The 20537-nt window shown below is 41.6% G+C and carries 25 protein-coding genes and 2 tRNA genes; 5 read left to right on the top strand and 22 right to left on the bottom strand.

What is annotated here, in order from left to right; translation table 11 throughout:
- Nucleotides 1–118: 118 nt before the first annotated feature.
- Nucleotides 119–538: a hypothetical protein gene (locus VB714_RS21725; protein WP_323226778.1), complete on the bottom strand. Its 420-nt coding sequence runs from the start codon at nt 536–538 to the stop codon at nt 119–121.
- 27 nt (nt 539–565) lie between these two features.
- Entirely contained in the window at nt 566–700 is a 135-nt protein-coding gene (locus VB714_RS21720) for a hypothetical protein (protein ID WP_323226777.1), read from the bottom strand.
- A 231-nt stretch (nt 701–931) separates the two neighbouring features.
- Here VB714_RS21720 and VB714_RS21715 point away from each other — a divergent pair, with 231 nt between their 5' ends.
- The 4 genes from VB714_RS21715 to VB714_RS21700 all read left to right on the top strand — a co-directional run bounded on the left by VB714_RS21715 (nt 932) and on the right by VB714_RS21700 (nt 3374).
- Nucleotides 932–1321: a hypothetical protein gene (locus tag VB714_RS21715; protein ID WP_323226776.1), complete on the top strand. Its 390-nt coding sequence runs from the start codon at nt 932–934 to the stop codon at nt 1319–1321.
- A gap of 2 nt (nt 1322–1323) precedes the next feature.
- The gene (locus tag VB714_RS21710) at nt 1324–2439 is read left to right on the top strand and encodes a hypothetical protein (RefSeq protein WP_323226775.1); all 1116 of its coding nucleotides are present in this window, start codon (nt 1324–1326) and stop codon (nt 2437–2439) included.
- A gap of 175 nt (nt 2440–2614) precedes the next feature.
- Nucleotides 2615–2938, top strand: a complete 324-nt coding sequence (locus VB714_RS21705) for a hypothetical protein (protein WP_323226774.1) — start codon at nt 2615–2617, stop codon at nt 2936–2938.
- 82 nt (nt 2939–3020) lie between these two features.
- Nucleotides 3021–3374, top strand: coding sequence for a DUF433 domain-containing protein (locus VB714_RS21700; protein ID WP_323226773.1), 354 nt, complete (start codon nt 3021–3023; stop codon nt 3372–3374).
- Nucleotides 3375–3484: 110 nt separating this feature from the next.
- Here VB714_RS21700 and VB714_RS21695 read toward each other — a convergent pair whose 3' ends face one another.
- From VB714_RS21695 to sufR, 20 genes are all read right to left on the bottom strand, one after another.
- Entirely contained in the window at nt 3485–3808 is a 324-nt protein-coding gene (locus VB714_RS21695; protein ID WP_323226772.1) for a helix-turn-helix transcriptional regulator, read from the bottom strand.
- A gap of 181 nt (nt 3809–3989) precedes the next feature.
- A complete protein-coding gene (locus tag VB714_RS21690; RefSeq protein WP_416309761.1) occupies nt 3990–5438 on the bottom strand; it encodes a hypothetical protein in 1449 nt (482 codons plus the stop codon).
- Nucleotides 5439–5681: 243 nt separating this feature from the next.
- Nucleotides 5682–6065, bottom strand: a complete 384-nt coding sequence (gene rplL, locus VB714_RS21685) for a 50S ribosomal protein L7/L12 (protein WP_323226770.1) — start codon at nt 6063–6065, stop codon at nt 5682–5684.
- Between the two features lie 119 nt (nt 6066–6184).
- Nucleotides 6185–6252: transfer RNA gene (locus VB714_RS21680), tRNA-Leu, on the bottom strand.
- Nucleotides 6253–6289: 37 nt separating this feature from the next.
- Complete coding sequence (locus tag VB714_RS21675) at nt 6290–7024, bottom strand: hypothetical protein (RefSeq protein ID WP_323226769.1); 735 nt, start codon at nt 7022–7024, stop codon at nt 6290–6292.
- Between the two features lie 542 nt (nt 7025–7566).
- A tRNA-Tyr gene (locus tag VB714_RS21670) sits at nt 7567–7643 on the bottom strand.
- Between the two features lie 127 nt (nt 7644–7770).
- A complete protein-coding gene (locus VB714_RS21665; protein WP_323226768.1) occupies nt 7771–7971 on the bottom strand; it encodes a hypothetical protein in 201 nt (66 codons plus the stop codon).
- 243 nt (nt 7972–8214) lie between these two features.
- Nucleotides 8215–8586: a response regulator gene (locus tag VB714_RS21660; RefSeq protein ID WP_323226767.1), complete on the bottom strand. Its 372-nt coding sequence runs from the start codon at nt 8584–8586 to the stop codon at nt 8215–8217.
- A 379-nt stretch (nt 8587–8965) separates the two neighbouring features.
- Complete coding sequence (locus VB714_RS21655) at nt 8966–9850, bottom strand: chemotaxis protein CheW (RefSeq protein ID WP_323226766.1); 885 nt, start codon at nt 9848–9850, stop codon at nt 8966–8968.
- Between the two features lie 1013 nt (nt 9851–10863).
- A complete protein-coding gene (gene murI, locus VB714_RS21650; RefSeq protein ID WP_323226765.1) occupies nt 10864–11709 on the bottom strand; it encodes a glutamate racemase in 846 nt (281 codons plus the stop codon).
- Nucleotides 11710–11741: 32 nt separating this feature from the next.
- Nucleotides 11742–13724 carry an N-acetylmuramoyl-L-alanine amidase gene (locus VB714_RS21645; protein WP_323226764.1) on the bottom strand — a complete coding sequence of 661 codons (1983 nt, stop codon included), beginning with the start codon at nt 13722–13724 and terminating at the stop codon, nt 11742–11744.
- Between the two features lie 38 nt (nt 13725–13762).
- A complete protein-coding gene (locus VB714_RS21640; protein ID WP_323226763.1) occupies nt 13763–15172 on the bottom strand; it encodes a cation:proton antiporter in 1410 nt (469 codons plus the stop codon).
- A 312-nt stretch (nt 15173–15484) separates the two neighbouring features.
- Complete coding sequence (locus tag VB714_RS21635) at nt 15485–15667, bottom strand: hypothetical protein (RefSeq protein ID WP_323226762.1); 183 nt, start codon at nt 15665–15667, stop codon at nt 15485–15487.
- A gap of 9 nt (nt 15668–15676) precedes the next feature.
- A complete protein-coding gene (locus VB714_RS21630; protein WP_323226761.1) occupies nt 15677–15880 on the bottom strand; it encodes a hypothetical protein in 204 nt (67 codons plus the stop codon).
- A gap of 40 nt (nt 15881–15920) precedes the next feature.
- Nucleotides 15921–16397 carry a hypothetical protein gene (locus VB714_RS21625; protein ID WP_323226760.1) on the bottom strand — a complete coding sequence of 159 codons (477 nt, stop codon included), beginning with the start codon at nt 16395–16397 and terminating at the stop codon, nt 15921–15923.
- Between the two features lie 173 nt (nt 16398–16570).
- The gene (locus VB714_RS21620; protein WP_323226759.1) at nt 16571–16699 is read right to left on the bottom strand and encodes a hypothetical protein; all 129 of its coding nucleotides are present in this window, start codon (nt 16697–16699) and stop codon (nt 16571–16573) included.
- 82 nt (nt 16700–16781) lie between these two features.
- Nucleotides 16782–17447, bottom strand: coding sequence for a phosphodiester glycosidase family protein (locus tag VB714_RS21615; protein ID WP_323226758.1), 666 nt, complete (start codon nt 17445–17447; stop codon nt 16782–16784).
- A gap of 162 nt (nt 17448–17609) precedes the next feature.
- Complete coding sequence (locus VB714_RS21610) at nt 17610–18041, bottom strand: hypothetical protein (RefSeq protein ID WP_323226757.1); 432 nt, start codon at nt 18039–18041, stop codon at nt 17610–17612.
- Nucleotide 18042: 1 nt separating this feature from the next.
- Nucleotides 18043–18252 carry a hypothetical protein gene (locus tag VB714_RS21605; RefSeq protein WP_323226756.1) on the bottom strand — a complete coding sequence of 70 codons (210 nt, stop codon included), beginning with the start codon at nt 18250–18252 and terminating at the stop codon, nt 18043–18045.
- A 10-nt stretch (nt 18253–18262) separates the two neighbouring features.
- Nucleotides 18263–18922, bottom strand: a complete 660-nt coding sequence (gene sufR, locus VB714_RS21600) for an iron-sulfur cluster biosynthesis transcriptional regulator SufR (protein ID WP_323226755.1) — start codon at nt 18920–18922, stop codon at nt 18263–18265.
- A gap of 159 nt (nt 18923–19081) precedes the next feature.
- Here sufR and sufB point away from each other — a divergent pair, with 159 nt between their 5' ends.
- Nucleotides 19082–20524 (top strand): Fe-S cluster assembly protein SufB, encoded by a 1443-nt coding sequence (sufB, locus tag VB714_RS21595; protein WP_323226754.1) that lies wholly within the window; start codon nt 19082–19084, stop codon nt 20522–20524.
- The last annotated feature ends 13 nt before the right edge of the window (nt 20525–20537 follow it).

Here is a 20537-nt window from a genome sequence, read left to right as displayed (position 1 = left end):
TCTCTGGGAATAGCGATCGCATTGGCAGTTTTTCCTATGATATCAAACAGTAGTGCAAATATTGCAGCAGTTAGGATAAAAAATAGAAGAGAATTTAGGCATTGCGATCGCTACCTTCCTAACTAGCGAGGAGAATGGGAGAAGGTTGAATGGATAGCGATCGCGCCAGAATTTCGATTCTATTCTCTCCCCCAAGATCGAAAAATAGGTGCAACCAATTATCAGGAGAAAAGGAAAGATTTTGTAGCCAAGAAGAGGAATTAATTCGTCCCCATCCAACAATTGTTCCTAAGTTAGGAGAGATCGAGTTAGAATTATTAATCTCTGGGTTAAACTGCACATCAAGATGAATGCAAGAGGAAAGAATAAGTTTTAGAGGTTGGTCTTCTGTAGCTATTTCGTCTGTTTCATTTTTGGGATTAAGTTCCCAATAATAGTTAAGATTAAGGACATAATCATTGGGAAGTTGCCAACCCATTGAGAGTAATTCTGATTCGGTAAAGTCGTATTTTTGCCAAATTTCTTCAAACTTCATCATTTCTAAAAGCAAGAATATTTAAAATTGCTATACCGTGAGGGAAAAGTGAGTTTCTGTTCGATTTCCGGGTTGACCCAAGGCATTTAATGCTTGTTCTCCCGGTGCGCCACCTCCAGCACCATTATAAACGCGAGCATAGGAAGAAGCATCAGGTTTTGTCATTATTCTAACGCTGCATTGACGGTTTTGATTTTAAGATTTTCCTATGATATCAAACAGGAAAGGAGAAGCGCGATCGCCTGACAATTTTTGCTATGATGCAAAGGTATCGCCCAATTGGGAGGACTGGCAAGCATGACGAATGCAACAATCGAACAAGACACAATTGCCTCTAAAATCATGTCTAAAGATTTATAATAAACACACAATCAGCTAAATTTTCCCGATCGCGCTATGACTCAACAAGTTACTCTGACACTCCCCGATGCGATCGCGCAACAGGCAAAAGATATTGCTACATTAACTCAGCAAAAACTTGAAGATGTTTTGTTGCAGTTTGTTGAGGATGCGATCGCCAGTTTTCCCATTGAATCTCTCTCTGACGAACAGATTTTAGCGCTATTCGACCTGCAAATGACTGTACGACAGCAAGAAGAGTTTAGCGATCTTTTAGCAAAAAATAAAGAAGGAGCGTTGAGTCACTTAGAGAAACAAAAATTGGCAGAGTTAATGCAATGCTATCGACAAGGTACGCTAAAAAAAGCAAAAGCGCTGAAAGTTGCTGTTGAAAGAGGACTTCGCTCTCCACTAAGTGGATCAAAGGGATTACAGGCAAAGCAATAATCTTGAATAAAAAACTTAAAAATATGAAAGTATCAGATCACACTATTTCTTATTTAACAGATATAATTACGGGAAAAACAAAAGACGATGAAATAGCTCCCTATCGAACCTTCCCGAAACTTGTTGAATTCTTTAATAAATTTGGTTTTAATGATGTTTACGACGATGTTTATCCTCAATATAAATCTCGAAAAAAGTATACAAAGTCTAGACTACTTGAAAAAAACAATAGTCCGATCCTAGAAGAAATAATTATTGCTGCTATCGATCCACAAAATTTTCTTAGCGATGGCAAAGACGAAAAAGAGGCTGTCAAAATTTTAAACAATTCATTACAATATAATGGCTATGAAATAGAGAAAGATAGTTTGTATTATAAAGTTATTAATATTAATGATTTTCATAATCAAAATTCAAAAATACAGAATATCATTTTTGCTGCCAATGGTGAAAAACCAGAAATTGTTTTACTTAATGCTCTCACTAATCAAATTAAAATTGTGAAGAATGAAGAAAATTGTTTGATTTATGATAGAACTATTAAAAATCATGGTTTGTTATGGAGTGAACTCATAAGCTGGTGGAAAGAACTCAATCCAAGGCAAGATATTCCTGATGATATTGTTATAAGCAGAGAATTGTACGTGCGTTTATATATTTCTCTTCAGAGTAGTCCACCAGAACAAAAGTTGTTCAAAACTTATTTTGAAATCTTCAAGAATATTTTAAATGATAGGCTACCTGCACTTTTGCCACAAGTTTACTTGCACTACGATCCCTATACAATTCGTCAGTTTGTAGGAGAAAAAAATTTAATTCGTCAACGAATGGACTTCTTATTATTGCTAAATGGTCATAAAATAGTAATTGAGATTGATGGCAAGCAACATTATTCTATCGATGGAGTTCCTAGCCCAAAACTTTATGCTGAGATGGTTGCAGAAGATAGAAAGCTGAAATTGTCAGGATATGAAATTTATAGATTTGGAGGATATGAGTTGTGTTCTCATCAGCAAGATTCAGCAATAAAAACATTACTTGAGAATTTCTTTATAAGTTTGTTTAAAAAATATGGAGTTGATATACAAGAATATAAAAAGAGTAAGTCTTGTAATTAATTTTCATATTTTGTAGGTTGGGTTAGCGATAGCGTAACCCAACACAACTCATACGTTACTAACAAAAAACTCAACAAAGAAAAGCGATCGCTTTAGAAATACATTCTTTTCGTAATATTTCTCTGCGATCGCAACATTTGTATTAAAATAGAGAGAAGAATTTCACAAGACAGCCATGACAACCCAAATCAGTAAAGCAACAAGAACCGTTATAGCCCATAGCAGTATGCTTCCGGGGTTGGATACCTTGAAGGCTAAAGGAGAAACAGGAGTGTTTGAGGTCATTGAATCCTTAAAAGATTTTTCAGAAACATTTGTCAAAGAGAAAAAAATAAAAAAAGCTACAGCTTCAGACAATAAAGACTATTATATGATTAGCGCTCCCAACGACTATCGAATTATCTTTACCTTTGAAGGTGAAGATATTGTTGTTTTTGATATCTTTTTAAAGCAAAGACTAGACTTATTTGTAAAACGAGATGAAAATATTGTAAAGTAAATGAAAGATTTTTTACAGTTGAAATTCAACTATTTGCTTTTTTTCAGCGATCGCGATTCTGAAGATTGAGTTATCCTTAATAATGGCGATCGCATCTCCGTTTTATATGAGTACCGATTCAATATTACAAATCCAGCAAACAGAACATTGCCACATTGTGAAGCATCCCAGAATCCTCAACAGCGAACCGATCGTTAAAGGAACGCGAACACCTGTTAGAGCAATTGTGGAAACTTGGCGCATGGGAGTTGCACCAGAAGCAATTCCGCAAGGTTTACCCCATCTGAACTTAGCACAAATTTTTGATGCCCTTTCCTATTATTTCGATCATCAAGAAGAAATTCAAACCTACATCGATCGCAATCGTATCCCTGAACATCTTGTCGATCCTTTGATTAAAAACTCGCGAGTAAAATTTTTATCAAACTGTATTTAGATGAAGATGATGGAAGAAATGCGCGATCGCATTCGTTATATTTGATTGTCAGCAAACATCCCATTGAAATATTAGGATAGCGATCGCAACAAAACTAGAATTAATATTCTTTATTTTGTAACCAGTTTTGTTTCATCTGTCTTTATATCTTGAAACAAAATACAAACTTCCTTATTCAGTGCAGAGGCAATTTTTTGCAGCATTTTCAAAGAATGCCCCTCATAATCGGCACTCTCCAAACGCGCAATCGTAGATTGTTTTGTCCCAATACGATCTGCAAGCTGTTGTTGAGTGATTCCTACTGTTGTACGTGCCTCATAAATTAATTCAGCAGCTTGAATATTGAGAGAAAATTGCTCAACTTTCTCTCGATTTTCAGAATCCTTACAGAATTTACGATTGAGAATTTGAACTGCATTACTGGTTTTTTTCATGATTTTAGTTCTCTCTTAATGTTAATTTTTTATTCCTGATAGGTATGTTGAATTGGATCTTGAATAATCGTCAATTTTCAGCTATTCTACTTTGCCGCGATCGCGAATCTGAAAATTGAGGCATCTTTGAAAATAACACCATAACAAAAAAAGGGCAGGTATTACACCCACCCCAGAAAATCTACTTATCATTCCGCACTGGTAAAGGAGTCTCCAGAATTTCCATCAACAACTCCAACCGAGAAGGACGAGATAACAAAGGAATTAAGTTCGGTAACGAATAGTAGTCCCCGCTAAAAGTGAACGTATCCACTTGTACTTGGTCTTGTTGTAACTTTCGTTCCAACATATCGTAAGCATAACCTACCTTCACGATGACCACACTAGGCTGTACTTTCAACTCCTTGCAGTACGCCGCAAATGCTACATTAAAGTAAGGAGCAGTGTTTTCACCTTCATCCGTTACTAAAATGATTTGTTCCGCGACCTGCTTCCGCAAGCGCATCGCCTCCACCGGACAGCCGATACTCGTCGCCCCACCCGCGTGTAGGTGTTGAAACGCCTTATCCCATGCAGAGACATTCAATTGAACCTCGCTACCCCCCTCAACAGTAATAGGATAGGGCATCGTGTCGAAAGCGTAGACAAACAGATCCGCCTCCGTCACCCCGGAAATCAAAGCCGCAATTTGCTTCCCGACTTCCAAAGCTGCATCCATCGAACTCGACTTATCCACCAGTAAAGCTGTCGATTTTTTAATCGAACCTTTTTGCTTCACTTGTGCGTCCATCACTTGTTCTAACTTAGCAGTGGTTTCAGCATCCAAACCCGCCGCTTCTGCAGCCACCTTCCCTTTTAAAGCAGAGACTCGCTTATCAGATTTTGCTGCCTCCAATTTCTTATCGATCAACGCTTTCACATCTGGGTTTTCCAGCGCCCCGCGTTCTTTGAGAGATTTGAGGTTGTTAATGACTTCTTGAGGACTCATGGCATTAATTAACGCCACCAATACCACAGGAGTCACTTGCGTTACTGCCCCGATCGCGATCGTATAAGGAATCTTATTCTCCACGATCGCCCGCGCTTGGTCTGCGGGAGTATCGGCTTTGGCCAGCATTTTCACCGCATAAGCCAAACTACCCACAGGAGGAGCATCTTTAAACAAGATAGCATCGGCGCGAGGATTAGGCTTAATGTGCAAAGTCGCATAGAGATGCTTCATTGCTTTACGACCTCGCAACGCAGCGCGATCGAAGAATTCCGGTTTAGCTTCTCGGTGACGCAAGTATCGACGAACCGCCGTCCGTGCCGATCGCGGCATTTTGTTCCGATGCTGCTTCATAAAGTCTACAATCCGTGCCACTTGGTAGGGAGGGAACTCTTGCAACATCATAAACCCCGCATCTCGGTGTTCCGTCAAGGCACTCGCGAGCAAATTTCCGGTAAAAACTTCCTTATGGTCGCGCACGTCCCCATTCTTGCCGTACCAAGCCGCCAAGCGACCGTAAAAGAGCGGATCGAGTTCGATAATAGTTTTGTGAATTTCTGCTACATCTTCTAGCTTGCGGTGAGGAGTCGTCAGCAAGCTATTCAGCATTTCCAAACGCAAATCGCGTTCGGTATCATTCATGGTTGCATTTGTTGCATTCATCGTTGCAGTCGTCATTTGGCCACCTCCTTATATTGTAGAGAAATTTAGGGAGGCAGGTGTCGCCGGAAGTTTAGAAGAGGCCGCGCAAGTTTAGAGGGCTTTTTTGATCGATTTTAGAGTCGAGTATGTATGCCTTCTGTATTGGGGCGCGGCGACATCTGCCAGTATAACGTTAGATTTGGGTTAATGTCAAGAGTTGGAATTGTGCAGGCAATTCTAGAACTACTTCAGAGATATAATTGCGCCGAAAGACTCGAGATTGGCTTTGATTTTTAAACCATCTTCTGGCGTAACGGCTTGCTTAACAATACTTGGCGTAGAATTAACCAAGGTTTTTGCATTTTTCAAGCCCAATCCCGTCACATTCCAAACTGCTCTGGTAATTGCTGCTTTTTTGTTCTTCGGTGCATTTTCTAGAACTACATCAACCATTGTAAAATATTCTGGCTGGGCTGTAATTTCCTGATGAATGAGGGAGACAAACTTCACTTTCATCGGGGAGGCATCTACACCAAAGTTCTTTTCAATTTGTTTGATGAGTTCGGCAGCTTCAACCAAGGTTAAGGTTTTCATTTGCTCGATAATGGTCATCACTTTTGCAGACATTTGACTCACCTCCCCGAGTTCAATGATTTTTGATGAACTGGTGTGAATGGGTTGATACTATTTTTATGTGCCTGAAGATTGAGGGAGAATTAAGATTTCGCGCAAGTTAAGAAAGCTGTTGGTGATACACAGGATTTGAACCTGTAATCGCTTGATTCTGAGTCAAGTGCCTTACCATTCGGCTAGTATGTAAGCTATCAAAGTTGGGGCGCGAAATCAAGTTTTTATTTCGGTTTCATCTGTTTCATTATAGCCTTAATTTCCTTTTTTGTACAGTGCCTTTTATGAAAAGCGTAAACTTTTTTTCCGTATTCATTCCAGGCTTGCCGATCGCTAATTTTGCGCTGCAAGAGAATATCAAAAGGCTGGTCTTTTAAAGGAAAGGCTTGTAAGGAAACAAGATACCAAATCTCGTCAATTTTGCGATATTGTCGATCGCGATCGCATTTAATCACATCATCCCGATTTTGTTCCTTTTTCTGAGGCTGTTTCTTGGCGATGCAAAGAATCCCAGTTTCTGGATGAACATAGAGCTTTCCTTTCCTTCCCCAATATCCTTCATCCAAACGCGATCGCTGGTAATATCGAGCCATTTTGCGATAGGGAATATCATCAATCATAATGACATCTCGTTCGACAAAATCCCAAACATGAGAGAGAATATGTTGTCCGGAAAGCGTACTCGGATCTAGTTGATAACAAAGTTCGCTATAAACTACATTCCAAGATTGTCCGGTGTAAGAACGAAGCCAACGATACAAAGGCGCAAGATTATCGGAAAAATAGCGAGATTTCCAGTATTTTTTCTTGATGACAAAGGATTTTAATAAACCTTCTTCACTGGCTTCTCTGGTAATGCGATCGAGGGATTTTTTATATCCCTTCACTTTCTTGCAACTAACTCTCAAACCTCCACGAGGACGTTCGATAACAATTCGATCCAAACGATGTTCGCTCACGATTCAATCCGAGGTGAAATACTTTTTTAGACAATGTTTCTTCTAGCGATCGCACTAATCTTTGCGAATCACTTCTTAAACTAAAATTGGCTAAATAATGAAGCATTGACATCACCTCCAGATATTCTTAAAATGGAAAACAAAATTGAAATTAAGAGCCGCAAAAGTCAGAAAAGCTGTTTTCACAATCTATCGCGTTCAACCACTCCGCCACAGATGGAATCCATCTGGTGGGATTCGAACCCACGAGATCATTACTGATCTAAAGTATGTAGGCTTTTAAAGTTAGGTTGCGGCTCAAAAATTGGAGAACCCGCGCAAGTTTGCAAAGCTGTTTTTATACGTCCATTGCTCTACCACTGAGCTACAACCGCATAAACGCGGCTGGCGAGGAATCGAACCTGCGACCAATGGATTAACCAAGGTATGTAGGCTTTACGAAGTTGGGGCGCGGGTTAGAAATTGTATTTAATACCGCATAGAACCCAAAATTAATATGAAAGAAAAGAGATTACTTCGCGCAAGTTCAAAAAGCTATCATTTGGCTACAAATGCAGGAATCGAACCTACATTCTCTTGATTTACTGTCAAGCGAGCTAACCAGTTGCTCTAATTTGTATGTAAGCTATTTAGTTGGGGCGCGAAGTATGGTCTCATGGAGCAAAATCTTGGCATTTAAACAAGTACAATTTGGACAAGCACAGCCAAGAGAGGTAAACAATTCTGAAACAATTCTGAGACAAATTTTAACCGTAAACGGCTTCGGGACGAACGATCAAATCTCCATTTTGCGGGCGATCGATGATATAATCGGAAAGGCGATCGCGGTGGACATCAAAATACTGTGCTAGTCGCTCTTTCACTTGCGTATCATTCATACCTGTTTTAATATTAATTTGGCGTTCGGCCACATCATAAGAACGACCTTCAAAACGAACGTGAACCATTGTCTTTGCCTCTCTATTCTGATTTCTAATCATGCAATAGTTTTTAAAAACTGAGAATCTTTTGGATTTCACTCCTTTTCTATTCCCATGACTACATACTACATACATATTACAAGTCTGTCAAGGGGAAATGGAAAATTTTTTACTATTTTTCGACTCAAATGCCCAAAAACGTTAATTGGCAAGGAATTCCAGAAACATAAAAGATAGAATACACAATACTCCTTACCCCAATCTCCGCTCTTATTCATCCAGATTGAGTAAATGTTGTACTGTAGTGATGAGTTCATGTGCCTTAAACGGTTTGACGAGATATGCGTCTGCACCTTGTTTCAAACCCCAGTAGCGATCGATTTCGGTAGACTTGGAAGAACAGAGAATCACTTGAATATGTTTCGTTGCGGGATGGGACTTTAGTTTGCGGCATAATTCATAGCCATTGAGCTTAGGCATGATAATGTCTAGAATAATTGCATCGGGACGCTCTTTTTTAATCTTTTGGATTGCCTCAATTCCATCTCTAGCCGAGGTCACAGTAAAATTATTGCTTGCAAGCCACTGAGAAATGATATAGCGCTGAGTTCGGCTATCTTCAACAACTAGAATGGTACTCATGGTTTTTGATGCCCCATTTGTTTGGGTTTGAGATATTTTGGGTCAGTTATCCGATGGATTTATTCTAGAATTCAGAGGATATCTCCTCCATGAGGCAGGAGTCGTCAGTTTTTTTAGGACTTGTGTTCTATATCCTTTAGAAATGTAGATGCTTGCAAGATGCTTGAACCACGATCGCGCTAAAGAAAAAACCAGCAGATTCTTATTGCAGGTTCTCCCAAGTTAGCAAAAGTTAGCAAAATGACTCGATCTCAGACAGATCGAGCTACACAACATTGTAGCAGAAATTCCTCAGAGGCTATAGGTTGAAATTCCTGTTATTAATACTTAGCAATACTTAGCAATACTTAGAATAATTCGTATTTTAATTATCGCCCCGCTAATTAACACGATTCAGAATAGTCTGGGGATTGAGAACGATACGTCCTGTTTGTTGTAAATACCCAGAAATAAAGTGTTCCAGTCCAGGGGTAAATAAACCAACGGGAGATTGCAATCCTTCCGTAACGAGAGATTCGATTTCGTCAACTCGTTTCACTACTAATCCTAGAACTCGATTCTCAATTTTAGCGACAATTACATTCAGCGAAGTTTCTAGGGAGTTTTGCAAGTCTCCCAATCCCAATTGGCGATCGAGATCGATCAACCACAACATTTCTCCTCGCCAATTATAAATGCCCAAAATAAATTCTGGCATATCGGGAATCGCCAAAATTTGCGCCGGACTAATTTGCAGGATCTCTTGAATATTTTCGACGGGGAATAAAGCTGCATTTTCGATCGCAATTTGAAAACCCAAAAATTTCTCTTCTGGTCGCGGTGGAGAAACAGGGCGATCGCGCGGTCCCATCTCTTGGGGTGTTTTTTCCTCCAAGGAAAACTCAACAATTGCGTCATCGAGAGAAGACCCTGACTCCAACCAAGAATCTAAATCGATCCCTAATTTGGTACTATCGAACTGTAGGCGATCGCGCCAAGAGGGTTGCGGGCGACCTTGAATATAGCCCATAACGTCTACTCCAGCCAGGGCAGGAATTCGCAATCGTTTTAATCCTTTTTCAATAACAGCCAAGCTAAATTGGCGATCGGGAATCTCTTCCGCTTCTAGGGTGACAACAAGAATATTGCTTTGCCAGATTACTCTGGCGCGAATGCCCTTGGTTTTGAGCTTATGATTGAAAAACGAGGCGATCGCTTTCGGATTCCCTTCACGCACCAGTTGTAAAATTCGCTTTTGTTCCAATTGTACTTGCTGACTCATCATTGGAGCAATCGTATCCCCTCAGTTGTAGCTCGATCTCGCAGACTTGAAAATAAAAAAATTTTTTCCCAAATTTGTCACGAGTGAGATTAGTTGTGTTAATCTTATATTAAGGGTTTCCAAGATTTCCTGCACTCTTTTGCAGTGTTGGGCAATATGAGAAATAAATAACCCATAACTACTCTAGGAAAAGACAATTTTTTATCCCGATTTTTTGTCTCACCTAAAATACATTCAAAAAGCAGTAGTTCTTTAAGAGGGATTGGTGAGAAAACTTAAAGTAGGCTAGAGTTGCACTTGAGAAAAATTGAATCATATATTGATTTAATAGTTAACTCAGCATTAGTCTAGTCTAAAAAGAACACTTAAATCCTTGAGGTAAAGTTTCGTTAGAGTTTTCACTCCTGTTCGTATGAACTCTTGAGAATCATGTTTTTTGAAAAACGTATGAGTAATGGGTTAACACAATTCAGGCAAAAGCCGAGATTGAAAGCGAGTCTCGATTGTTGAGAGACACTTTTAGGATCGGATATTTTTGCAAATCTTGCATTGAAAACTAATTTTGAGATGTTGGTTTAGATAAGTTGACTTATATAAGTTCGTTTATCTAAACAAACAACATTGATTCGGAGGTTTTAAAAGAGAGTGGACTGAAAAATTATTCAGTTACTTGCTGTTAATTTCTGGCTAGAGTTTTTTAGGCAGAAATTCAAAGGGGTGATGGGATTGCGATCTATGAATCAGGCAATATTTATATTTGCTTGTTATTGGCAATATTACTTGCAATAGTTTCAAGATTTCAATCCACGAACTTAAAGGAAACGAACTTAAACGACTTTTTTGCATTGCGTTGGAGGTTAGCTTATGATTATCCTATTTGTGGCGGCGGGTTACTTGTTACTGGTTTATTTTTTGTTGGCACTGGCCGGACGGAAGAAGAAAACAGAACGACCAGCACCACATAGAGTTCAATCCGAGAGTTAAGAACTTGGATTGTTCAGGTTTCAAATAGAGGTCTATAAGTCTACCGTATTCAGAGGCATTGATGCAAGTCGTGTGGCTGAAAGGTAGACTTTTTCCGTATTAGGGGGTTCTGGCAACCACTGTCGCGATAATTGGGAAAAGCGTTGAGGATCGCCACTAACACAGAAACGGGTATGGGGTAAACACCTTGCCCCATGATGATCCAGCCCTAATAATTTAAGTTCCCGTGCTGCCGCTTTGGCAACATAGTAAGCTGGATTAACCAAATGAACTTGGGGTGGCAAAATCGTTTTCAAGACGGGAGCAAGATGGGGATAGTGAGTGCATCCGTAAATTAAAGTATCGATTTGATTCTCTAATAAAGGACGAAGATAATCCATCGCCACTTGACGGGTATAGGGGTCGCGAAGGCGATTTTGTTCGATGAGAGGAACGAATTCCGGACAACCCACCTGCCAAACGCTGACATTGGCATCGATTTCTAGGATTGCCTGACGATAGGCATTGCTGGCTGCTGTAGCGGGGGTGGCGATCGCGCCAATTCGTCGGCCTTGTTGAACAGCAGCCCGCGCTCCAGGTAAAATTAAGCCCAGAATGGGAAAATCAAACTCCGATCGCACTTCATCCAAAGCGAGGGCAGAACTGGTATTACAGGCCATGATAACCATTTTCACCCCGACTTCATTCATCCAAGTTAGAATTTCTCGGACAAACTGGAGGATTTCCGCCTTCGATCGCGTCCCATAGGGCAATCGTGCCGTATCCCCAAAATAAAGAATCGATTCTTTGGGTAACTGTCGGTAAAGTTCATTAAGAACAGTTAATCCCCCAACACCACTATCAAAAACACCAATACGTTTAGTTTGGAATTCGTTCATATCCCATTCTGATTCATTAAAACAATCAAATCTTAGCGCCGAGTTGCGCGAATGTATTCAAGAATTCCCTCGGCGATCGCCTGCGCCATTTGCGATCGGAAAGCAGAAGTCGCCAAACGCGGTGCATCATCTCGCCCAGTCACAAAACCCACTTCCACTAAGGCCGAGGGCATAGAGGTATTGCGAAGCACGTAAAACCTGGCTTGTTTTACCCCTCGATTGCCAATGCGGATATTTCTCAGAATTCGGGACTGAATGGCGTTTGCCAAACGCTGCCCCGAATAGGAATAATAGAAGGTTTCCACCCCATTGACATCGGGACGGCTCATACTAATCGCATTAGCATGAATACTCACAAAAACATCAGCACGAGCGCGATTGGCTATTTGCGCCCGCCCTGCTAAACTCACAAAATAGTCGCGATCGCGGGTCATCACCACCTGAACCCCATTTTGTTGCAGAATGCGAGAAACTTCTAAGGAAATGGGTAAAACCACATCTTTTTCCTGCAAACCACCAATCCCGATCGCCCCAGGATCTTTGCCCCCATGTCCAGGATCGATGGTAATCAAAACGCGACCATTAATGGGACGAGGAGGGGTAGTTCTGGGAGGAGTAGTTATGGGAGGGGTAGTTGTGCGGGGAGGGGGGACATTTCTCGGAGGTGTTGAAACGCGAGGGGGCAGGGGACGAGAAGGAATGGGAGTAGAAGATGTCCGTTCTTGACTTAGGGCCAGGGCGAGAACCGTAGAACTGAGTTGGTTTAGTTCTCCTGCCACAATACCGCGAGCGGGTCTTAAAAGAATGTCTACGGTTTTAGTGCGATCGATTTGGCGCAAGCGCATTTCAGCAATAGGACCGTTGGCGAGTAATTGAGGACCGCGAACCCCCTCTGCCAATTGAGCATTGGGAATAGTAACGATGTACGCTTCTGCATCGCTATCCCACCGAACCGACCCTCTGATGCTGCCATTACTCCGAATATAGAGCTGGTTGCCCAGACCCCAATCTACCGAACGAATGGTAGCGAGGCGATCGCGCTGGGCAATAGGGGTTGTTGCCTCAACAGGAGTATTATTATTGCTGGGTTCTGAGGGAACAATAATACTTTCTAGCGGTTCGAGGGGAAGCGGATTATCGCGACGAACCTGCGCCCCGGCGATCGGGACGATAGACAGGCCATTGCGACCCAACGCCGCATTCCAGTCTGTTTGTTCTCCCGTCGTCTCAAGGGTGATTTTCGCTTGGGGGGGAGAAGCGCTGACTTGAGAAAACGCGACCCGTTGCACCCCCAAACGATTCACAGGAAAAGAGCGAGAGACCAAATCATCGGGTAAAACAATTCCTTCGAGGTCGATTTCCACTTGTCGGCCGTCTACCCCATGCACAACGTTAACGCGACCGGCTGCAGTTTCTTCCAAGCGCACGTAAAAGCCATTTTGAGTGCTTTGAAAGCGTTGGCGATCGCTTTTGTTGAGACTGGGGGTTGGGGCTGGGGTGGGCTCCGGCGAATAGGCGATCGGGGTCAATTCCGGCGCAACCTCTGCTGCAACAATACGTTCCGGGTCAGGTAACTCCGGCGAATAGGCGATCGGGGTCAATTCTGGCGCAACCTCTGCTGCAACAATACGTTCCGGGTCAGGTAACTGCACCGACCATTGGGTGGCCGATAACCCCTGAAAATTGACCCCTTGAGGATCGATCGTGTAACCAGGGGCAAGTTCGATAACCAACCGTGCCGTACTTGGATTTACTTGTCCGACCCGAACGCTGGCGATCGCGCCGCCAATACGTTGAGGGGTCAAGCGATCGTCCAACTGTACCCCTGGCAGATCGATCGCCAAGCGCGTTGGATTGTCAATTAAATGGGCGCTTGGCTGCACGTCGCTATCCGTGGTAAAAACCAAGCGATTCTGAGAAGAATCGAAGCGCCAAAACAGAAGCCTTGCAGCCTCTGCGGGAGAGCAAGAGAGCAGAACGCTCAATATGCTAATAAATAACCAATATTTTCTCAAAATCCTCTTTCCTCACCAAGGAACGACGAACGAGGGCATTAGGTTTTAGAAGAATCTTCTGAAACGGCTTGCGGCTCTTTGAAGACGACCCTTAACAAAGGCGGTGCAACAAACGTAGTTGTAATCACCATCATAATGATAGCTGCCTCAGTTGCTGATGATAATGCGCCACTGGCGGCACCCACTCCAGCAAATACTAATCCTACTTCGCCTCGGGGGATCATGCCTACGCCAATCGCTAATTTATTCAAATCAGGCTGGCCAAAAACAGTAAATCCTGTCACTACTTTACCCAGAATCGCAACAACGATCAGGAAGGCTGCAATAATTAATCCTTCTCGATTGGCTGGAATAGCAGGATTAAGCACGCTGAGGTCAGTTCTCGCCCCAACAACGACAAAGAAGATCGGGACGAAAATATCGGCCACAGGGATCACTTGTTCTTCGAGTTCTTTGCGCTTTTCGGTTTCGGCTAAGATCAATCCCGCCGCAAATGCTCCTAAAATAGCTTCCAGTTGAATGGCGGCGGCAATATAGGAGAGAGTAAAGGCAAAAATAAGGGAAACAATCAACAGTTGCCCGCGAGTGTTCAAGTTATCCACTAAAGCCGTGTAGAAAGGCTTGAGGAGACGACCAATGAGAATTGCCCCCACCAGAAATGCCCCCGCACTGATGATGAGATAGACAATATTGGTAATTTGAATTTCTCCAGTTTTTACCAAGCTGGCGACGACAGCGAGGACGATAATCCCCAAAACATCATCGAGGACGGCGGCACCGATAATAATTTGTCCTTCTTTGGAACTCAGTTGTCCGATTTCCGCGAGGACTTTGGCGGTAATGCCGATACTGGTAGCGGTGAGGGCGGCACCAGCAAAAATGGCGGGAATAGCGCTAATGCCGAAGATGAACATTAGGCCTGTAGTCCCAGCGACAAAGGGGACGACGACACCGACGACGGCGACGATCGCGGCTTGGGGTCCAACGCGGATCAGTTCTTGCAGTTCTGACTCCAAGCCAATTTCAAAGAGAAGCAGGATCACGCCAATTTCTGAAAGGACGGAAATAACTTCACTTTGGGTCGCAAAGACTGTACCCGCGTCTTCGGGGGAGAGGTTGTCCGTTAGTTGTAGGAATTGGATAATAAGGGAGTCCCCAGCCAGGGAACCTCCTTCGGGAAAAACGAGGAGATGCAAGGCAGATACGCCAATGACGACTCCGCCGACTAATTCGCCTAATACGGGGGGTAGGTTAATGCGGGCGCAAAGTTCGCCACCGATTTTGCTGGCCGCATAGATCAGCACCAAACTCAGCAGCACTCCCGCGAGGACAAGGCTACTATCAGCAGCTTCTTCGGCGGTGGCTAAGAACTGATGAGAAATCCAAGGAAGGGGTGGGGAGTTGATGAAGGGAGGGGAATTTGCCCAAGTTATGAGATTAAGAGTCATTGAAAATCTATCCGATTGATATTCTGCGCTCTTGATAAACGCAGATTTTCTAGATTATCCCGAGAGGGGGTCAGTCTACAGATTCTCTCGCTACAACCTAGGAGGTAAATTACGGGCGGCGATCGCCTTTCACAGAATAACATGACTGCTTTCCCTCGTTTCCTTGGTTCTGCATTGAGAATAAATCTCTCTTATTACCCGATATCGAAGAAGATTTTCTGTATTGATCAATTTAATATTGATTTTGTAAACAATCTCTAAAATTAGTGCCATAAAAGAAAGAGAAGAACAAGGAGAAATTGAAATCAGAGCCTACTCTTGTTCCTTTTCACTATCTTGAGATTCAATGCGATCGCCATCTTCATCTTCTCTGGCCTGTTGAATTGCATCAAGAATTTGCTTTAAGTCTTTATCACTCGGACGTTTAGGAAACTCTTCATGAGTATATATCCAAACTAATTCTATTTCACATTTCTCACGATCGACAAGATACATTAATCTTCCTTATCCAGATGCACCCTCTAAATTAGGCATTTTAAAAGAATATTTCTGGAATTCTAATTCTCTGCTTAACTTGGAGCTTTTGGGTACATTCTCAGACTCAGATCCGAAAATAAAAGGATCATCTCGCAAAGATTTAACAATTTGAGAGATAAATTTTGTAAAAAATTCTTGAGATTTTTTACCTTTATAATGACGTTTTTTCAAAACTCCAACAGACCGTTGGAACTTTTGAGATAATATTATTTTATAGGTTTGATAGCCATTCTTCAAACTCATCTTGTGTCATTACTAGACTATTTTGTGAATCTTCTAAAACCTCTTGTAAGGCTTGAGAAACTTGTAATTCGTATTCGGGATGCGATCGCTCTACTTTATCCAGTACACTGTTTATAAAACGCTGCACGGCATTACGATAGGCAACAAAAGATTCTTCTCCGCTATTGATTAACATCCAAGCAAATGATATTCGTCTCCAGAAATTTAAAATTATGTTTTTCTCTTTCTCCGATGACTCGATCGCATCATAAACAATAGCAATAAGAGCTTCACGTTCAAGATCGGGAAGTTTATCCCACTGTTGTTCAACTAGAACTGTTAAGTGTTCTATTACTATCGTGAATTTTTGGAGTTTAAAAGAGCTAACAGGATAAGGTTTCTGAATTTTAGAAATTTTTTGAAATGTAAATTCTCCTAAATAACTATCTAAAACAGCAGTGTTCATTTGTACCACCTTTGGGTTACATTGCTAGGGAAGTCTAGCTTTATGATGCTAAAATCTTCGTTTTGGCCAATGAATTATAATCGTTTTTAACAATTTTGTCAATCACTTTTCAAAAAGAAGGAAAAATAGGGGAAAGAGTGACTTTATAGCTCTTTGTTGCTGGCGATCGCCTTTCATAGAATAACATGACCGCTTTCCCTCGTTTCCTTGGTTTCTATATTAATACAGTAGTTTGCTGAACTGATTGGCGATCGCGCTTCTCTAACAATAATCTCAACCCGTACCAATATAAACAAATTCAAATCAACTCGGATACAAAATTTCTACAGAATCAACCAATCGCAGTCTCGAACGATTAAAATAAGCATTGCGTTTGCCGTTTTTTTAATCTATAGTCAATAAAATTGGTAATCTATCTTCTTCATTATAATTCAATTCTGGGTAGTCCTTGGAATATAAAGCAACAGACGGACCACCATCAAGATTAATAGCATTGAATATCTTTCCTGAAAAAATAGGTAAAGTTAGCAGATATTCTCCTAAATCGTCTAAGGAAACGACTTCTTTTGTGATTATGAAATATTTTTGTTGATCGTTGGTGTAAGCCAATAAAGCACGCTTATAATCCCCCAGTCCATTAATTGATTCCTTGATATATTTTTCCGCGAGTTTGTTGTTTCTTATAATAAGAGGACCTGTCTGAAATTCAATATAATTATCGGATATTAAAGGGTTAAATTCTTCAAGGGGTAAAAATTCGATCGCTTCTGAGCTTGGATCGTATCTTACAACATGAGATAGTTGAGGGTCTTCTTTAACAAGCGAATGATTCATTCCTAATATTGAAAGCCATCCGGCGTGTTTAGCATTTAAGCGATCGCCTTCAAAAAAAGAACCGTTCATAACGTAACGATAATCGAAATGTTGAGCTATATCCTTTAATGGTAATGCTTTTGTTGGGTGATATATCAAATCAAATCTGCTAGAAAAAGAAACAATAACAATCCCATATTTCTGATCTGTATAAACTTCTATTTCATCATTTTGCAATTTCCGATCTACAATTTCTGAGTTAGAATGGGATGTTTGCAGAAATAGAGAGGTTAATAAGATTATCAAAAAACAGAAACAACTTATTTTTTTATTTGTCAAAATCATTGAAACACCTCTTTTTCATTTTCACAGAAGAATTTATAACTATATCGCATGAGGCTAGACCTCGATCGCCGTCTTTTCTTGAGATTTCAACCAATCTTGATAAGCCATCTCATCTCCGGCAAATGAATCAACAGTAACTCGGCGATCGGGCATCGGTTTGAGGTCTGCATTAATGGGAGCATATTGACAATAACAAATGACTACCATATCGAACTCGCCTAAAGGGATTTCTGGAGTATAAGTCTCAACTCGTACTACCTCCCAATCTCCTTGACGATAATGAGTGTTTGCGGCAGGATATTGAGAATCGGAAAGCTGTTCGACTCTAACAAATTCTGGAGGACGATAACCTGGCTCGGGAATATCACTATCCGAAGAATCAAGATGTTCTGCTAAAATTTTAGTTAGGGACTGAGTATGCTGTAATTTGCGATTTTCCCAGCCCGGCTGACGCTTCTCTGCTCGAAAAACAACCCATTTACGCATTTTAATTTTTCCTCCTTTCTTGCTCTTTGTACCAATCTGGAAACTCGGTTTCACCCTCAAAAACACAATCAACTTTTAGAATATCACCTGCGAGCGGTTCGATATCAACTAAACGCCAACTATATTTTTGTGCCATTTCTTCACAACAATCGGGATCGACTGCTGCATGGCGAGATTTATTGTCCTCTTGGTCATATCTGGGTTTCGACATTCTTTTATTCCTACCGCGATCGCACCAAATAGCCGCAGCGATGTTCCCCATCATTAATCCAGTGGGTTCGTTCCACTGTACAATCGGGTAGAATTGCCTCAAACATTTCTAATTCATGGTCGCAAACCGTGGGAAAAGACTCGGCTACATCAGAAATAGCGCAATTATGTTCGGCAAAAATATACTCTTCTTTCTTATTATTTCCCCTCTCATTTTCAGCAATTACCGGATGTAACTCTGCCATATAGCCTTCCTCTTGCCGAATCTTCACTAAAGTATCAATTCGTTCCTTTAAAGACCTATTGCCAAGGCGATCGCGATATTCCTCTGCTTTTCTTTCCCACTGCTTGCGAAATATTACCCCAACTTGTTCCTCTCCTACAGTTTCTATCAGCGTATCGAGAAACGACACGGTAAACTCGCCGTAACGATGGGGAAAATGCTCTTTTCCCTGATGACTGAGAGAATAGTAGTGCTGGGGACGACCCATTCCCACCTGTACTGATTTATACTCGATCAACTCAGCCGTTTCTAAGTCCTTGAGATGTCGTCGCGTCGCTTGAGGACTAATGGTGAGGGCTTCGGCTAATTCCTGCGCCGTTGCTTGACCTTGTTTGAGGAGATATTGTAGGATTTCTTCCTTTGTGGAAATATGCTGGCTTACGGTCATGATTTTCTCAGGCGATCGCGACTACAGAATAAAGATAAAAAATTTTGTGTCAGACTTTGACAACAGCTTTGTTGTTAATGTAGCCTATAATCAGTTAAACAACCAAATTATTGTTTAACTCACTGCCAAGCGGAGCATATCTAGGAGAACCCAACATCAATGAGCGCCACAACGGTTAAAACCCTCGTCAACCAACCCTATAAATACGGTTTCATCACCGATATCGAAACCGATAGTATCCCTCGGGGATTGAGTGAAGATGTCATTCGCTTGATTTCCTCGAAAAAGAATGAACCGGAATTCATGCTTGAATTTCGCCTCAAAGCCTATCGACACTGGTTGGAGATGGAAGAACCGAACTGGGCGCACGTTGGCTATAATCCCATTGACTATCAGAATATCATTTATTACTCTGCTCCCAAGCAAAGTAAAGAAAAACTTAATAGCCTTGATGATGTCGATCCAGCCCTCCTCGAAACCTTTGAAAAATTAGGGATTCCCCTTTCGGAACAAAAGCGACTGGGTAATGTTGCCGTTGATGCTATTTTTGATAGTGTTTCCATCGGCACTACCTTTAAAGAAAAATTGGCCGAAGATGGTGTTATATTTTGCTCTATTTCCGAGGCATTACAAGAACATCCCGACTTGGTGCAAAAATATCTCGGTACTGTTGTCCCATCGGGAGATAACTTTTTCGCGTCCCTCAATTCTGCTGTTTTTAGCGATGGGTCTTTTGTCTATATTCCTAAAGGCGTAACTTGTCCGATGGAATTATCTACCTATTTTCGGATTAATAACGGCGATACGGGACAATTTGAACGCACTTTAATCGTCGCAGAAGAAGGGGCATCGGTGAGCTATCTTGAAGGCTGTACCGCGCCGATGTACGATAGCAATCAACTTCATGCGGCGATCGTGGAACTGGTAGCCCTTGATAATGCTGACATTAAATACTCTACGGTGCAGAATTGGTTTGCAGGAGACGAAAATGGCAAGGGAGGTATTTACAATTTTGTTACCAAACGGGGCTTGTGTAAGGGGGTAAACTCGAAGATTTCTTGGACCCAAGTGGAAACCGGATCTGCTATTACTTGGAAGTATCCCAGTTGTGTTTTAGTGGGAGATAATTCTGTCGGAGAATTTTATTCCATCGCCCTGACTAATAATAAACAACAGGCGGACACGGGGACGAAAATGGTGCATATTGGTAAAAATACCCGCAGTCGTATTATCTCCAAAGGTATCTCAGCCGGAGATTCCCAAAATAGTTATCGCGGCTTAGTGAAAATGGGTGCAAAAGCAAAAGGGGCGCGTAATTACTCTCAATGCGATTCTATGTTGATCGGGGATAAAGCTGAAGCGAATACTTTCCCTTATATTCAGGTGCAGAATAACACGGCCAAGGTTGAACACGAAGCCTCTACTTCTAAAATTGGTGAAGATCAACTCTTCTATTTTGCCCAACGGGGAATTAGTTCCGAAGATGCGATATCTATGTTGATTAGTGGCTTCTGTAAAGATGTTTTTAATCAACTCCCGATGGAATTTGCGGCTGAGGCTGACAAATTATTGAGTCTGAAATTAGAAGGAACTGTGGGATAATCGGATCGGGTGG

The organism is Spirulina sp. 06S082, assembly GCF_034932145.1.
Classification (GTDB): Bacteria; Cyanobacteriota; Cyanobacteriia; order Cyanobacteriales; family Spirulinaceae; genus CCY15215.
Note: the sequence above shows the minus strand (reverse complement) of the source record. Positions and strands in the feature narration are given on the sequence as shown.

Excerpts from the sequence above, each read along its gene's own strand:
- VB714_RS21635 (WP_323226762.1), bottom strand. The coding sequence starts at position 15,667 with ATGTATCTTGTCGATCGTGAGAAATGTGAAATAGAATTAGTTTGGATA.
- VB714_RS21655 (WP_323226766.1), bottom strand. The coding sequence starts at position 9,850 with ATGATGAGTCAGCAAGTACAATTGGAACAAAAGCGAATTTTACAACTG.
- VB714_RS21625 (WP_323226760.1), bottom strand. The coding sequence starts at position 16,397 with ATGAACACTGCTGTTTTAGATAGTTATTTAGGAGAATTTACATTTCAA.
- VB714_RS21610 (WP_323226757.1), bottom strand. The coding sequence starts at position 18,041 with ATGCGTAAATGGGTTGTTTTTCGAGCAGAGAAGCGTCAGCCGGGCTGG.
- VB714_RS21690 (WP_416309761.1), bottom strand. The coding sequence starts at position 5,438 with ATGAATGATACCGAACGCGATTTGCGTTTGGAAATGCTGAATAGCTTG.
- VB714_RS21725 (WP_323226778.1), bottom strand. The coding sequence starts at position 538 with ATGATGAAGTTTGAAGAAATTTGGCAAAAATACGACTTTACCGAATCA.
- VB714_RS21715 (WP_323226776.1), top strand. The coding sequence starts at position 932 with ATGACTCAACAAGTTACTCTGACACTCCCCGATGCGATCGCGCAACAG.
- rplL (WP_323226770.1), bottom strand. The coding sequence starts at position 6,065 with ATGTCTGCAAAAGTGATGACCATTATCGAGCAAATGAAAACCTTAACC.
- VB714_RS21720 (WP_323226777.1), bottom strand. The coding sequence starts at position 700 with ATGACAAAACCTGATGCTTCTTCCTATGCTCGCGTTTATAATGGTGCT.
- VB714_RS21705 (WP_323226774.1), top strand. The coding sequence starts at position 2,615 with ATGACAACCCAAATCAGTAAAGCAACAAGAACCGTTATAGCCCATAGC.
- sufR (WP_323226755.1), bottom strand. The coding sequence starts at position 18,922 with ATGACCGTAAGCCAGCATATTTCCACAAAGGAAGAAATCCTACAATAT.
- VB714_RS21700 (WP_323226773.1), top strand. The coding sequence starts at position 3,021 with ATGGCGATCGCATCTCCGTTTTATATGAGTACCGATTCAATATTACAA.
- murI (WP_323226765.1), bottom strand. The coding sequence starts at position 11,709 with ATGAACGAATTCCAAACTAAACGTATTGGTGTTTTTGATAGTGGTGTT.
- VB714_RS21605 (WP_323226756.1), bottom strand. The coding sequence starts at position 18,252 with ATGTCGAAACCCAGATATGACCAAGAGGACAATAAATCTCGCCATGCA.
- sufB (WP_323226754.1), top strand. The coding sequence starts at position 19,082 with ATGAGCGCCACAACGGTTAAAACCCTCGTCAACCAACCCTATAAATAC.
- VB714_RS21695 (WP_323226772.1), bottom strand. The coding sequence starts at position 3,808 with ATGAAAAAAACCAGTAATGCAGTTCAAATTCTCAATCGTAAATTCTGT.
- VB714_RS21660 (WP_323226767.1), bottom strand. The coding sequence starts at position 8,586 with ATGAGTACCATTCTAGTTGTTGAAGATAGCCGAACTCAGCGCTATATC.
- VB714_RS21665 (WP_323226768.1), bottom strand. The coding sequence starts at position 7,971 with ATGGTTCACGTTCGTTTTGAAGGTCGTTCTTATGATGTGGCCGAACGC.
- VB714_RS21640 (WP_323226763.1), bottom strand. The coding sequence starts at position 15,172 with ATGACTCTTAATCTCATAACTTGGGCAAATTCCCCTCCCTTCATCAAC.